The 14,261-nt window shown below is 42.7% G+C and carries 13 protein-coding genes, 1 tRNA gene, 1 other RNA gene and 1 pseudogene; 8 read left to right on the top strand and 8 right to left on the bottom strand.

All coding sequences use genetic code 11. The features are described from left to right. Window positions 1-66: 66 nt before the first annotated feature. A complete protein-coding gene (locus tag J7R10_RS00990; protein ID WP_026501466.1) occupies window positions 67-1,224 on the bottom strand; it encodes a YdaU family protein in 1,158 nt (385 codons plus the stop codon). 479 nt (window positions 1,225-1,703) lie between these two features. Here J7R10_RS00990 and J7R10_RS00985 point away from each other — a divergent pair, with 479 nt between their 5' ends. From J7R10_RS00985 to J7R10_RS00975, 4 genes and pseudogenes are all read left to right on the top strand, one after another. Then, complete coding sequence (locus tag J7R10_RS00985; RefSeq protein ID WP_010705742.1) at window positions 1,704-2,021, top strand: helix-turn-helix domain-containing protein; 318 nt, start codon at window positions 1,704-1,706, stop codon at window positions 2,019-2,021. Window positions 2,022-2,333: 312 nt separating this feature from the next. Continuing rightward, the gene (locus J7R10_RS00980) at window positions 2,334-2,726 is read left to right on the top strand and encodes a hypothetical protein (RefSeq protein WP_010705741.1); all 393 of its coding nucleotides are present in this window, start codon (window positions 2,334-2,336) and stop codon (window positions 2,724-2,726) included. Window positions 2,727-2,731: 5 nt separating this feature from the next. Further along, window positions 2,732-2,914: pseudogene (locus J7R10_RS09740) on the top strand (hypothetical protein); the annotation flags it as partial. A gap of 654 nt (window positions 2,915-3,568) precedes the next feature. Continuing rightward, complete coding sequence (locus J7R10_RS00975; RefSeq protein WP_010705739.1) at window positions 3,569-4,294, top strand: lambda exonuclease family protein; 726 nt, start codon at window positions 3,569-3,571, stop codon at window positions 4,292-4,294. Window positions 4,295-4,579: 285 nt separating this feature from the next. On the opposite strand, the gene J7R10_RS00970 is transcribed toward J7R10_RS00975, so the two are convergent. Beyond that, window positions 4,580-4,654, bottom strand: a tRNA-Thr gene (locus tag J7R10_RS00970). Window positions 4,655-4,819: 165 nt separating this feature from the next. Between J7R10_RS00970 and J7R10_RS00965 the strand changes: the two genes are divergently transcribed. The 3 genes from J7R10_RS00965 (at window position 4,820) to J7R10_RS00955 (ending at window position 7,444) form a co-directional block, all read left to right on the top strand. Next, window positions 4,820-4,966, top strand: coding sequence for a hypothetical protein (locus J7R10_RS00965; RefSeq protein ID WP_169728257.1), 147 nt, complete (start codon window positions 4,820-4,822; stop codon window positions 4,964-4,966). 159 nt (window positions 4,967-5,125) lie between these two features. Further along, window positions 5,126-6,421 carry a UDP-N-acetylglucosamine 1-carboxyvinyltransferase gene (gene murA / locus J7R10_RS00960; RefSeq protein WP_010705738.1) on the top strand — a complete coding sequence of 432 codons (1,296 nt, stop codon included), beginning with the start codon at window positions 5,126-5,128 and terminating at the stop codon, window positions 6,419-6,421. 705 nt (window positions 6,422-7,126) lie between these two features. Beyond that, a complete protein-coding gene (locus J7R10_RS00955) occupies window positions 7,127-7,444 on the top strand; it encodes a helix-turn-helix domain-containing protein (protein ID WP_015399362.1) in 318 nt (105 codons plus the stop codon). Window positions 7,445-7,848: 404 nt separating this feature from the next. Here J7R10_RS00955 and J7R10_RS00950 read toward each other — a convergent pair whose 3' ends face one another. The 6 genes from J7R10_RS00950 to J7R10_RS00925 all read right to left on the bottom strand — a co-directional run bounded on the left by J7R10_RS00950 (window position 7,849) and on the right by J7R10_RS00925 (window position 13,991). After that, the gene (locus tag J7R10_RS00950) at window positions 7,849-8,685 is read right to left on the bottom strand and encodes a TIGR00282 family metallophosphoesterase (protein ID WP_015399361.1); all 837 of its coding nucleotides are present in this window, start codon (window positions 8,683-8,685) and stop codon (window positions 7,849-7,851) included. A gap of 3 nt (window positions 8,686-8,688) precedes the next feature. Then, window positions 8,689-9,285, bottom strand: a complete 597-nt coding sequence (locus tag J7R10_RS00945; protein ID WP_010705654.1) for a 5-formyltetrahydrofolate cyclo-ligase — start codon at window positions 9,283-9,285, stop codon at window positions 8,689-8,691. Between the two features lie 342 nt (window positions 9,286-9,627). After that, a non-coding RNA gene (ssrS, locus tag J7R10_RS00940) (6S RNA) lies at window positions 9,628-9,788 on the bottom strand. Window positions 9,789-10,154: 366 nt separating this feature from the next. Beyond that, complete coding sequence (locus J7R10_RS00935) at window positions 10,155-10,970, bottom strand: tetratricopeptide repeat protein (RefSeq protein ID WP_010705653.1); 816 nt, start codon at window positions 10,968-10,970, stop codon at window positions 10,155-10,157. A gap of 103 nt (window positions 10,971-11,073) precedes the next feature. Beyond that, window positions 11,074-11,199: a type B 50S ribosomal protein L36 gene (gene ykgO / locus J7R10_RS00930; RefSeq protein WP_004863016.1), complete on the bottom strand. Its 126-nt coding sequence runs from the start codon at window positions 11,197-11,199 to the stop codon at window positions 11,074-11,076. 1,676 nt (window positions 11,200-12,875) lie between these two features. Continuing rightward, window positions 12,876-13,991, bottom strand: a complete 1,116-nt coding sequence (locus tag J7R10_RS00925) for a 5-(carboxyamino)imidazole ribonucleotide synthase (protein WP_010705652.1) — start codon at window positions 13,989-13,991, stop codon at window positions 12,876-12,878. 4 nt (window positions 13,992-13,995) lie between these two features. Between J7R10_RS00925 and J7R10_RS00920 the strand changes: the two genes are divergently transcribed. Beyond that, window positions 13,996-14,261: hypothetical protein (locus tag J7R10_RS00920; protein WP_208436367.1), on the top strand; the 266-nt coding region annotated here is incomplete at its 3' end.

Below are 14,261 nucleotides of genomic sequence, written 5' to 3'. Positions count from 1 at the left end.
CTGGGCGTCCTCTTTGTTGGCGTGTGCTGGTGTGGAGGGTGAGAGGAGCAGGAAAGTTTCTTCTGATTACTCCGTGTGGTAGTTGATAAGACTTGCATAAAGGGCATCATTGTTGCGGCTTTGTGCTGTGAGAGTGGTGTGACGACTAAAAATTGCAAGTCTCTCTTGTTGTTCTTTTATGCGTTCAATTTCTCGGCGAAACCAGTTGCGCCATGTGGCTTGCCAATCGACTTTTAGTGCATCTTTGCCGCTTTTGGCATGCCAATAGTCACGGAATTTCTTCTCTTGCCAACGAGCTTGCTCTTCACTCAAACCTTCTGAGATTGCAGCGCTCATGTCCGCTTGCCAATCGGTGGGAAGACGGTGTCCCCTAGGGTTTGCTCTTTTGGATGATGGGGCTGCTTTGGATGTGATCGTGCGGCTCTTGGCTTGGCTGCTCGAATCAGGGGCGTTTATTGTGGTTGTATCTGAGCAGAGCAAGATTTCTGTTGTGCTTTCTGCCGCTCCGTGAGGGGAGAGCAAGGGATCTTTTTCCTCCGCAAAGTGGGCGCTGTTCTTTGCTTTACTATCAGAGCCTGATCTATGGGAGTTTGAAGGCAGAGGGGTGAGAGCGTGTTGGTGAGATGTATCTGTTGAAGATTTTCTTGAAGGCTTACTGGATGTGGAGGAAGAACAGAGACTTGTTGCCGCTTGCTCCTCTTTTGCTTTCTCTTCTAACTCAGTCAAAAAAGGATTTTTTTTTGAAACACCGTAAGGTGTTTCTTTTTCTTCTCCCTTCTGAGCTTGTGAGCTTTGTTTATCATCCAGTGTACGTGCGTTCAACAGGTGTTGAATCTCCGCATTGATTTCTTTGCGTTTTTTTGCCGAAGAATGTCCCGCAAAGGATTTCTGTTCAAGCAATTTTGCCCGCTCTTGAAAGATAGTTTCACAACGCTTATTCCATAAGCCATTGGCTAAATTTAAAATTTTCCCCTCTTCTATCAGCATTTCTAAAACATTAACAAAAGTTCGCTTGTCACAACCACAAAGACGCGCTAAACGTTCTACCGATAACTCTAGAGGACGACCGCGTGCATACATTTCATTGAGGAGAATCGTATAAATCCCAATTTCATGTGCACGCATTCCACGTACTCCCCCTAGAAAGTCATTCTGATACCAACAAACATAAGGAAGCCTAGACGATTCATAGTGAGGAGTTTTTTGGTGATTGGCGTGTTTCATACTTCAATTCACTTTCTTCTTTTGGACATTTCCATTGGCAATAAAATCAGGAACAGCATTTTTGTGTAGTGATTGGCATTCCATGAAAGCTCTTATGCTCTGAGACAAAGTTTTGCGGTTTTGTTGCGATTTGTTCTGTTCATGATGACTCTTTGGGGACGGTTCTTTATGAAGTCTAAAAAGTCATTGCCTATGCGCAAATACATGCAACTTTACAGTTTGAGATTACGTAGATGACAAATAAAACATGGGAAAAAAATAAAACAAGACTTCTAAACGCATCGGCTTTTGGGGGCTTGGGGAGGATGCCTTTTGGCATCCTTTAGGGTGGTAAACTGTTCTTTTAATCTGAAAATGAACTTTTATCCCCCCTAAAAATAAAATTCGTTTTCTTAATTTTATCCTTTTTAAAGGATAATGCAAGCTCGTTTTACAAAAAGGACGTGTTTTTTAAAAAAGACGCGCTATATGGTGAAACTATGAATATCGATGGTTGGCGTGAAAGATTAAATGCTGCGCTTGAAAAAAGTGGACGCTCAAAAAGATCTATTTCCCTCGCTGCCGGTAAAGGGGCAGGGTACCTTCATTCTATCCTCAGTGAAGGAAAAGAACCTACAATCGAATCCCTCGCGCGCATTTGTCACGAAATTAATATCACTATGAATTATATCTTGTATGGACAAGGGGCTAGTCCTGAAGATAAAGAATTTATTGAGCTTATTTCAAAGCTCTCTCCTGAAGAGAGACAGGCTGTCTTGACTCTTTTGCGGAGACCAACTGCCGAAGCTGCAAAATAAGTTCTTTCTGTGTTTTTAAATCAAGACTTTTCCAGTGTTCTATCAATTTTAAATCACTCATTTTAGCTCTCCTGTCTGTTTGTGGTTGTGGTGGGTAAGAACAAATAGAGAACAATACAAGGACAGCGGGCAAAAAAAGAGAACAAATTTCTGTTCATATATGTCCTTTGAATGTCGCAAAGACGAAAAATATATCTTTTATTAAGGATAAAATAATTGACATATCTCTCATAGAGGATATAAGGGTAACGCTATATTCAGCCTTGTCAAGACAAAGCTGTGCTTTATCAACTATCGAAATGGGGGGAAATCATGAAAAATGTTCCATTCGTTAAAGAAGATGAAATTATCATCATCCTTTGTGAAGATGAAAAAAGTGATGCCTATGAGGGGCCTCTCGAGCAAATCGAAGAAGTGCTCGAGATTATTGAAGAGTATGAAACGGTTCAAAGACTCTTACGTCTCGATCTCACCACGCTTCATGCGGAGGATGTCACCGAACAACTCGCCGATGTCTATGTCGCAAATCATGATGAAATCGATGAAGAAAATACACATCTTCAGCCATTTATTCTCAATAGTGATGCTTACCATGTGTGTTTAGAAGAAAAAGTCGCGCGGGATTATGAAGATAATCGCTATGGTTCCTACGAAAAACAGCATCGTTTGCGCCCATGTGATGTCTTGAATGATTATTGGTGGTGAAAAGCATGGGGGGATATCTCAGAACTTTTTATCAAGGAATTCCACTTTACTACGCTGGAAACACCAAAAACACAATCAGACTCGATCCACAAAAACACAATGCTGTCTTTTTCATATCGCAGCAGGCTGCGGAGTGTGTCGCGAAAAATTTGGCGGAACACTATCTCCGAAATGATTTTTCCCTTGTGCTATCGCACAATGAGACATTGCGTGATAGCACGATGAAACATTGTGTTTCAGTATGCGTGAAGATTGTGCAACAGCATGATTGCAAAGAGACTTTGAACCAATAAATGTGGAGGGAACCAATACATGTGAGGAGAATGTAATCTGTTTTAAGGTTTTTTAAGATGTTCATGGGGGCTGGAAAGTTTCCATGAACAGTTTTCAAATCCAAATGCTTAAGGCTTTTGTGCTTCAGCGGTTGTGTTTTAGCTGTTTTGGGAGGGCAAGCGTTGGTTTGTTGGAGGAGGTATGCGGGGAGATTGGGGGGGGGAGGAGGTGTGTCTTGCGTTTTGCATTGCTGGGGGAGGTCATGCATGGGGTGTGGGGAATGAGAAGAATTCAAGGTTTTTAGGATGTTCATGGGGGCTGGAAAGTTTCCATGAACGGTTTTCAAATCCAAATATGTAAAGCTTTTATGCTTCAGCGGCTGTGTTTTAGCTGTTTTGGGAGGGCAAGCGTTGGTTTGTTGGAGGAGGTATGCGGGGAGATTGGGGGGAGATTGATGTTTCATGATGTTTTAGGCGTGTAGCGCAAAAGGTGCATCTCAAAAACAGCCGATGTTACAAAAAAGAATGTTGCAAGCAAAAATGCAACAAAGACTGGGGAGATAAAGGATTATGCCAATTATTATCGATTGTATTCAGGGAACAGAGGAATGGCAGCAGGCACGTAAAGGTTTGATTACTGCTTCTTTATTTGAAATGGTGATGGCACAAAAAAAACAGGGGCAAAAAACTTCAAAATATTATGCTGTAATGATGAAACTCGCTGGAGAAAGAATCACTGGAAAAATCGTCGATGAGGGGACAACGCTTGCTATGCGACGCGGAACAGAATTGGAACCACATGCGCGGCAGCTTTATGGGACTCTCATGCACACAAAACCTGAATGCATAGGGTTCGTTCTGGCAGATGATCGTATGAAAGGTTTTTCTCCCGATGCTTTTATTGGAAAAGATGGCGTGTTGGAAATTAAAACCAAAAAACCCGAAATTCTTATTCCGCATTTCATGCAAAAAGGTTTTCCCGAAGAGCATAAAGCGCAATGTCAAGGAGGGTTATGGATTGCGCAACGTGAATGGATAGATTTAATGCTCTATTGGCCGGACATGCCGGTTCTCATTAAGCGTGCTTATCGTGATGAGGTTTATATTCGCAAGCTTGAAAGTGAAATGCACCGTTTTAATGATGCCTTGGAGAGAATGGTCCAGCAAATGAAGTCTGTTGGTGTGAGAATGGAAAATATCGTAGAGGGGAGGATAGTGGGGAATAAGGTAAAAACATGCAAGAGAGGAATGCACAAGCTGAAGGGCTTTGGGGCGAGGGGCTTTGGGAAAGAGTAGGGCTTAAGAGGGGGCATTGTGTTGGAGGAGTGTTCTGGAGGGCGTTGGAGAGAGGTACGAGAAGGAGATTTTGGAGGAGAATCAGAATAAACTATGAAAAAAAGCGGATCCGTTTGGCGTTGAAGTTTAGCGTTGAAGCCCCAATGTGAAGCCCAACGCTAAAACATTATGACATTCCTTGATGTCATTTAAGAAATTGAACCTGCAGGTGTTGGGCGGTGAAAGTCTTGGCGCGGGGGGTATAGAGACTTACAAAACAGAAATTTGCAAAAACGCTGTGCCGAATGGTGCTGCGAGAGAGGATTGAACTCTCGACCTCTCCCTTACCAAGGGAGTGCTCTACCACTGAGCTACCGCAGCGCTTTTTAATCTTTGCGCTGTCTTGTGCCATATTGTCATAAAATAGGCAAGAGAGCATTTGTGTCTTCTTGAAAGAAAGCACCTTTTGTGTCATGACAAAACGTTTTTTATAAAAAGCTCGTGAGTTGTTTGAGAAAAGCTCAATACTGCCTAAAAGGTCGCACAATGACAGAAATGAATCAAAAACAAAAAGAAGTTCATCACCAAGACGAAAAAGCAAAACGCCGACAAGAAAGGCTGGCGCAACAATTGCGACAAAATCTGAAACGTCGAAAAGAACAAAGTCGAAAAAGAGCAGAAATAGAGACTTAAAAAATGCCGTATGAGGCATTTTTGCAACTAAATCTCTCACTGATCGTTTCAATAGGAATAATTCGTTTTAAAATCAACGAGTTTGTTCGAAAACTATAACAAATAACTTCTTAAGGGAGCAAAACCTTTGGAGGGGAAATCAAAGGGAAAGAAAGCACGATGGACTCTATTCAAATTATCGGTGGGAAAAAACTTAATGGGACTATCCCAATCTCAGGGGCAAAAAATGCCGCATTGCCTCTCATGATTGCGTCACTGCTCACCGAAGAAACACTGACTTTAGAAAATATTCCTCATCTTGCTGATGTCGAATTGCTTATTCGTATTCTTAATAACCATGGTGTTGGATATGCTGTCGATGGGCAAGAAGTCAATGGTGACTATATGGATTCAAGAACAATCCATTTTACCGCTCAAAAAATAGCCACGACACGTGCTCCATACGAATTGGTAAAAAAAATGCGCGCAAGCTTTTGGGTGATCGGCCCCCTGCTTGCTCGATGTGGAGAAGCCTATGTCTCCTTGCCTGGTGGATGCGCTATCGGAACCAGACCCGTTGATTTTATCCTTGAGGGACTCAAAACTTTAGGCGTTCATATTGCACTCGAAAATGGCTATGTCCACGCCAAAGCCCCAAGGGGGTTAAAAGGTGCGCATTATAGTTTTCCTAAAGTCACTGTTGGTGGGACACATGTCATGCTTATGGCAGCAACAATGGCAAAGGGGACAACCGTTCTCGAGAATGCTGCTTGTGAACCAGAAGTGGCAAATCTTATCCGAACCCTCAATGCCATGGGAGCAAAAATCGTTGGTGAAGGGACAACAACACTCACCATCGAAGGCGTGAGAAAGCTCTATGGTGCGCGAATCCCTGTCATTGCTGATCGAATCGAGGCTGGAACCTACGCTATGGCTGTGGCTATGACAGGGGGAGAGGTGTTGCTCAAAAATGCAAACCCTAACCATCTCACTCAAGTGCTCAAAGTGTTGCAGAAAACCGGACTCGATATCGAAATAAACCCGCAAGGAATTTACGTTAAACGAAATCCACTCAAAACAAAAATCATGCCTGTCGATATCACAACAGGACCTTATCCCGCTTTCCCAACCGATCTCCAAGCACAATTCATGGCTCTGATGACACGGGCGCAGGGAATTGCTCATATCACCGAAACAATTTTCGAAAATCGTTTCATGCATGTTCAGGAACTTATCCGTTTGGGTGCTCAGATCAAGCTCGATGGACAAACCGCGACCGTCTACGGAACAGATCAATTGCAAGGTGCTCCAGTGATGGCAACGGATTTACGTGCTTCTGTCTCTCTTGTCATCGCCGCTCTGGCTGCACAGGGGGTAACAATCGTCAACCGCGTGTATCATCTTGATCGTGGGTTTGAAAGATTAGAAGAAAAATTAGCCCATTGTGGGGCTGACATTCAACGCGTTACAACTTAACCCCCCTTCGGGGGGAGGGGACTCTCTTCGGGGGATTTTTCTGCTGTTTGATGAGGCGGTTTGGGGGATTTTGGGGGCTCCTCTGGGCTCTCTTTGGGGGACGCCTCTTTGGGGGGGGGGAGCTTGACTCTTTAAGAACCACGCTTTGTTGGTCCTTTCAAGAAAGGTGGGGCTGGTGATTTTGGAGAGTGAGAGGGTTTGAAAGGTAAGTTCCCATTGGATTTTGGGAGCTTTTGCTCTGTCCAAGTGTGATGAACACTAAAAGCAAAAGGCTGATCCAAACTCAGTGCTTTCAAACTCCCGGAATACCAATGCGAAGGCGCTCGCAACCGGTGGGGGGAGTTAACCAGTGAAATCCAATAAACCGCATTGCCATGACATTTCTATTGGTAGAAAAATTCGTTTCAGAAGAGAAATGTTGGGAATGTCTCAAATATTTTCATTTTTATTGCCAATCTCCTGAAATTGCCTTATGAATAAGCCTTGTGATTTTGGTCGTCTACGCAACGATCAATAGGGGATTAAAAGCCCGAAAGTCCGAGCATGAAAATGTGCCTACTCTGTAGGTGTCTCGGGATTCCGGGAGTTTTTGCTATGTCCAGGTGTGATGAACACTAAAAGCAAAAGGCTGATCCAAACTCAGTGCTTTCAAACTCCCGGAATACCAATGCGAAGGCGCTCGCAACCGGTGGGGGGAGTTAACCAGTGAAATCCAATAAACCGCATTGCCATGACATTTCTATTGGTAGAAAAATTCATTTCAGAAGAGAAAAGTTGGGAATGTCTCAAAAACAATTAGGGCATCTCCAAAAATACGAAAGAGGACAGAATCGTATAGGCGCTGGACGCTTGCAAGAAGTTGCCGATATCCTCGATGTTCCCATTTTCTTTTTTTATACCGATATCTCAACAAAAGAAAATGCCTCATACTATGGTGATGAAACAATCTCTAGCAAAAAGGAATATCTGCTCCTGGAAAATTTTAGAGAGCTTAAACCTCAAAAACAAAAGGCAATTTTGTGATTCATTTCTCAGAACACTAAAAAATTTTAAAAATTCTCTTGCACAATCGTCAATTGTTATGTATTGAAACTCTTTAGAGAGGGAGTTGTTATGTTTCCCCGCAAGAAATATCCCAATATAGCCTCCTTCTCTTCATTTTAAAAATCATAAAAATTTCATCATTCATGAGAGTTTCTATGACATATTGTCTGTTTTGTGGGCGGGGTTGTTTGCTGTCGGCGGATATTTGTTGCCGGTGGGTGGTTTGCTGTTGGTGGTGATTTATTGCTGGTGCCAAGATTGGCACCACTGCGCGCGCATCCGTTTCATTGCTGTGAGGCAAATATTTGGGTAAGGCAAGTTTTTTGGCGCGGCTTGAAAAAGCCGCTTTTCAAAAGCAGTACCCCATAAGTGCATAAAAGATGTTACCAAAAATCTGGACTCTCAGGCTTTAAATGAGGACCAATCCGTACAGCCGAAACCTTTTCCGCTAATCCTGTGCGGTCTGAAATTTCAACCGCTAAACCGCAAAGTGTCGCTGGTCCTTTGGCTGGTTCATAACGCCCTTGCTTCTTCTTATAAAGAAAACGATGCAAAGGTTCTTCCTTATCCATGCCAAGAGACGAATTATAATCTCCACACATCCCTGCATCTGTTAAATACGCACTGCCGCCTTCTAAAATTTGCGCATCAGCCGTGGGAATATGCGTATGCGTTCCAACAATAACACTCACACGACCATCAAGAAAATGTGCAAGACATTGTTTCTCGCTCGTCGTTTCTGCGTGAAAGTCAAAAATAATCGCATCCGCTTGTTCCATCAAAGAGCACGCACATACAATTTTTTCAGCCATTTCAAAGGGATCTGTCGCCTTGCACGGCATAAAAGCATTCCCCAAAAGATTCCCAACGAGTACACGTGCACCATTCTTGGCTGTAAAAATGCCAGAACCCTTGCCGGGAGTCTTCTGCGCAAAATTGGCGGGACGTAAAAAACGATCGCTCTCATGCGCATAATGCAATGTCTCTTTGCACGAAAAAGCGTGATTGCCCGTCGTTACAACGTCAACACCTACCATTAAAAGATCTTGATAAGTCTCTTGCGTGATACCAAAACCGTGAGAAGCATTTTCACCGTTTACCACGACAAAATCAAGTTGCCATTTCTTCATCAGTTGCGGAAGCTGTTCAAAAACAGCGTTACAACCTGTCATTCCAACAATGTCACCTAAAAATAAAAAACGCATAGGCGTTTTAATCATACTTTAACGCTTTAAGAAACCCTTTTCTGTAAAAATTCCTTGCACAACAAGATCATGCTGTACATGAGGAATGGATTCAACTTCTTGACACGAAAAACCCATACCTAATAAGGTGATCTGATGTCCTTGTTTTTCAAGAGCTTCAACTGCGCGATCATAATATCCCCCTCCATAGCCAAGACGGTGACAGTGTTTGTCAAACGCGGAAAGCGGAACAAGAATAACATTTGGTACAACAACGGCATTGTCTGCACTAGGACCAAAGGTGCCAAAGCGCATCGGTTCTAAAACTGTGCTTTGTGAAAAGACACGAAAAACCATGGTGGTGGAATCAAGCACGACCGGTAAGGCTAAACGTCCACCGTGGAACGCTATGGCATCCAATAAAGGACGGGGATCAATTTCCGATTTAATCGGCCAATAGCCCGCGAAAATCATGCGCGAAAAATCTTCCCCCTTTGCTTCAAAATATTGAATGACATGGGAACAGGCGCGCTGTGAAAAAACAGCGCGCGTCTGTGCAACAAGGGCATCACGATTCGATAAGCCAATTTTGCGAAGCTGTGTGCGATCCGGTGAAGCAAGGCTTTTTGTGCCCATTGTCTTCTCAATCCCATTCTTCATTCATCATTGGATGTGTTGCTGCAAGTGTGTCTCTTGTTACAAATGTGAACAGGTATGGTACCAAAAGACAGTGCGCTCTTATGACAAGAGAGTAGTACCTTGCCATAAGCCAATTTTGCGCAGTTGTGCACGAGCCGGTGAAGGAGACGGTCTTTTGTACATTTCTGTTGCGTCAATCCCTCATTTCCCCCTCGTGTCGTGTGTTGTTGTTGCAACAAAATAAAAGTCCCCTCAATTTTTAAAGTTTCTCACAAATTTTTTGAAAAATATCATTTCTTGAAAAATGTTAGTGCAATTTGCTTCATTACACCGCAAAAAGGGTGATCCACAACAGCCGATGGAAAAAGTTGATCCCGGGAACCTAAATTAATAGGTGGGCGCCATATGATAAAGCCCACGGGCTTTATCAGGGACAGCTCCCTTGGAGATCACTAAGGTCTCAGGAATACGTTATTTCCTGTCGAGAAGCGCAGAACACCCGCCCTCACTATAAAGCAGTTTGTGATTTTCAGCTAGAGATAAAATGGAAGCTCTCATTTTTATATTATTTTGAGGAATGATCTTTGCTGCAATCTCTACGGGTATTTCTCAATTTTTAAAGAGCTGCTGGTGCGTATAGTCTCATGTTCGAGAGCATGGTTGCTAAGTTTAACGCTGTGCTATGTGAAGCTATGTGCATTGTCCTTAGACTTTGCATGGGTGGAGGGAAATGCAAGGGCATGATCAATATTTTAAGAGCAAGTTATGGCGGTTTAGTTGCTTCCATGGTCACTCCAAGTTCAAAAAAGGCAAGATCATTGTGGGGCTCAAGCGTGAGAGCATGGTGAAGGTCGCGTATAGTACGTTTAAAGGGCTTGTGGCGATAGTTTCTCTAACAGATCTTCAACACGCTTTTGAAGCTTTTGCATTTGTGGATAATATTCAAGTGCTTGTTTATACGCTTTAAGAGCAAGTTGTGGACGTTGTGTTGCTTCCATAGTCACTCCAAGTTCAAAAAAGGCAAGATAATTGCGGGGCTCAAGCGTGAGAGCATGATGAAGGTCGAGCATGGCAAGTTTAAAATCACTCAATTGAATGTGTATCCATGCACGTCTTATCCAAGCTTCAGCATAGTGAGGTTCAAGCACAAGGGCATTATCAATGTAATCAAGAGCAAGACCATAATTGTCCGTATTGATCGCATTTTCAGCCCATGACATCAAAAGATCAATCGTCTCACTGCCCGATTGTGTCCATAAATGTTGAAGTTGTTGGCTTATCTTTTTTGCTTCATGAACATTTGCACAAAATTTCAATTCTTTCAATAAACGTAAAATTTCCGCCTCTTTACGTTGCTTCGCTCTGTTGCTTTGGGGAGTGGTATTGAAGTCAAATTCCTCAAGAATGGTTGCAGACGAATCAGAATTTGCTGGGGCTGATGGAGGTTGGCTGGGGATTAATTCATCGAGCGGCAAAAGCAATTGTGGAGAGGGATGATCTTCAGGAAGAGAAGGAGGGCTTTGTCCAACCCCAACAGAAAGAAAACAAAAATTGCTGAAAAAAGAGAACAGTAACCCAAAAGAAAATAAAAAACGACGCTGGAAAAAACAAAAGCTCCGCAATCGTAGAGCTTTTAAAAAAAGACAATCCATAAAGGAAGTTTCTCTAAAAATACCAAACATTGGATATGTAATCCAAAAATAAATGCTCAAAAAACACTTCCTGAGACAAACAACCTTCATGCCTGCAAAAAGCAGGCAAAAAAAAGCCTTAGACCTAAAATTTTTAACCTTGACGTGCTCTAAAACGAGGATTCGTCTTATTGAGAATATAAACACGACCTTTACGACGCACCAAACGATTGTTACGGTGGCGCTCCTTCAATGCTTTAAGCGAATTCTTAATTTTCATTATACTCACCGTCTCTCTCTACATATAAATGTCATAAACACATGAATGTCATAATGTAAAAATCACTGTTCCAACTACCTTATTTGGAAACACTTTATGAGCAAGCTCTCCCAAATAATCTCTAACATAAGAATCTTAACATCGTATTGTCATTCAATATGACATTAGCCTTCTGGCAATATGACACATTACCTTCTTGGCAACACGACATCAGCTTCTCAGCTGTATTGTATTCTTGTAACTGCACTATAACATTCTTCACTTTTCTACTGCAGCAACCAAAAGAAAAACGCACCTCTAAAAGTACGTCTTCATACACTTTATGCGCACAACAAATAAGTGAAAATTGCAAAAAATCTACGGAGCTTATAACAAAAACGCTTCTCTTTGTCAAGTGTGTATTGCTCTTATGTATTGTTTTGGCACGTTAAACGAAAGGGAAAATGAGAGGAACAAATGTGATAAAGATTCTCTGGCTATGTGTTTTACACTAACTATAGGTTTTATTGATGCTGGAACTAAGATGACACTTAAGTGGGTAGGTGGGTGAAAAATTGTCCATGCATTTTGGGGGCACTGTTCATTATTGGGCGTGCTCAATGCATGGAATGCCGCTTTCCTCAGAGCAATTGAGACCAGGGGCTGTTTTTCCGTTTGCTTTAGAAAATGCTCGACAGACCAAGTTGTGTAGCTGTTCAGTGATCAAGAGCCTCATTTTTGCTCTTACAGCTTTGTCTAATCCTTTGCTAAAGAGGGGACACAGCATTGTTTGGTATTTTTTTGAGAATTGATAAACCAGACATTGTGTTGCTTTGCGGGAATGATATGTTGGTTTTCCTTCGTGGGGGGGGGGGGATGGTTTTTGAAAATATCTTTTGGAGTGGTTGTGGGTGATTTGGAAAATCATTGGGAGGGGATGTCAATTATCTGTTGATGCGGATTTTGCAAAGCTTTCAAGAATGCCTCTTCGCTTTTCAATATGGCTGCTTTGAGTTCCTTTTCCTCACCGCCTTGTAGAAGATTTCAAGTCCATGATAAACACGAGAATTAGAGTGTCAAACTTGATGTGTTGTTGCTTTCTTGGGTGCTTTTTCATTAAATGATGGTCGTGAAGGCAATGATATTGGTTCTCATGTTATGTTTTTGAAACTATGTGGGAAGGACATGAAACCCGTGATGTTTCAAGCCCTGTAATGTTCAACATGATGTTCAAATCTAAGAGGATTTGGGGCGGTCTTGGTTCTGGAAAAAGCTTTGTTAAAACTGTGGAAAGTGTGGCATGAATCTTATTTTTGGGGAAGAAGACAAAGTGTGTGGGAAGTGGAGTGCCTCTCTTTGCATGAAATGATAAACAGATTATGCTCTAGGAATAAGGCTAGATCATGAGAAAGTGGTGCTAGAGGCAATATAGGGGGCATTTACCCATTGGCATGGGAGATACCCTAAAGGAATAAAAAAGAGGGAAGAGCTGGTTTTCCTGTACGAGACAAAGAGTCGTTGTGCAGAAAAGGTATTTGTGCATTTTCATTGCTTAAGCTTAAGAAAGCGATATAGCTCCGGTCCTTTAAGGAGAAAAGACTTCTATACAGAAGTCTTTTAGTGCGATATTCCTATCATGTATCATGTATCATGTATCATGTATCATGTATCATGTATCATGTATCATGTATCATGTATCATGTATCATGTATCACGATTTGGCTATTGATTTCACAAGTTTTGCTGGCTGGTCCCGTGAGTTGGATAACATGCCCCATTTTCCGAAGCGGTTGAACAGAGCTTTTGCCATATAAATGGAGCGATGTGCGTTCTTGCTTAAGAAAATATTTGATCTCATGCAGATTGTTGCCAAGAAGATTCGTCATTTGACAATCACTATGGCGGTAGGTGCTGCCTAGCGGAAGTCCACAAATAGCACGGATATGCTGTTCAAACTGTGATGTTACACACGCCTTTTGTGTCCAATGACCAGAGTTATGAACACGAGGCGCCAATTCATTCACTAAAAGTTCCCCATCTATCAGGACAAAAAACTCAATACAAAGAACGCCTACATAATCCAACGTATCCATTACTGTGACGCTTATTTCTTGCGCAGTATTTTGTACGTTAAGCGGAATCCGCGATGGAACAAAGGATTTATGAAGAATGCCGTTTTTGTGCTGATTTTCAGGACAATCATAAAAAATATGTTCTCCTTGTTTCGTGCGTGCTGAAATAACCGAAATTTCCGATAAAAAAGGGACAATTTCTTCTAAAATCGAGGGGTGTTCTTTAAAAGCCTTTAAGCTCTTATCAAGGATTTTTTCATCTGGATGGTCCAGCATTATCTGGTTTTTTCCATCGTAGCCAAAATGGCGCGTCTTTAAAAGACCACGCCCCTTTAATGCGGAAAGTCCTGATTGCAGAGAAGCAGAGTCGTCTACAGCATACCACGATGCTGTGCGGATGTTTTTTTCATGCAAAAATTGCTTCTCAAAAAGCCGATCTTGCGTAATCTCCAACGCCTTGGAAGAGGGATAAACATTTTTGGCGTTCTCTACGTACTGAACCGTTTGCAGTGAAAGATTTTCAAACTCATAGGTCACAACATCACACAGAGAAATAAAATGATCTAATGCCGAAGTATCATCATAGGGTGCAACAATATGCTCATTCGCTGTTTGTGCTGCTGGGCAATTCGCTTCAGGACAAAAAACAACCGTTCGAAATCCTAATTCTGCTGCTGCTATAGCTAACATACGGGCTAATTGTCCTCCACCTATGATGCCAATGACGCTTTTCGGAGACAATGGAGTGGATGAAGAGGATGCGTCGGATGTGTTGGGGGTGGCGGATGTGCTGGGTGCGGTGGATGTGCTGGGTGTGGCGGATGTGCTGGGTGTGGCGGATGCGTTGGGTGTGGCGGATGCGTTGGGTGTGGCGGATGTGTTGGGGGTGGCGGATGTGCTGGGTGCGGTGGATGTGCTGGGTGTGGCGGATGTGCTGGGTGTGGCGGATGCGTTGGGTGTGGCGGATGTGTTGGGTGTGGCGGATGTGTTGGGGGTGGCGGATGTGTTGGG

This window comes from Bartonella vinsonii subsp. berkhoffii ATCC 51672, assembly GCF_902825225.1.
GTDB classification, from domain to species: Bacteria; Pseudomonadota; Alphaproteobacteria; order Rhizobiales; family Rhizobiaceae; genus Bartonella; species Bartonella berkhoffii.
The sequence above is the reverse complement of the archived record's forward strand: the minus strand, read 5'-3'. Positions and strand labels throughout refer to the sequence as shown.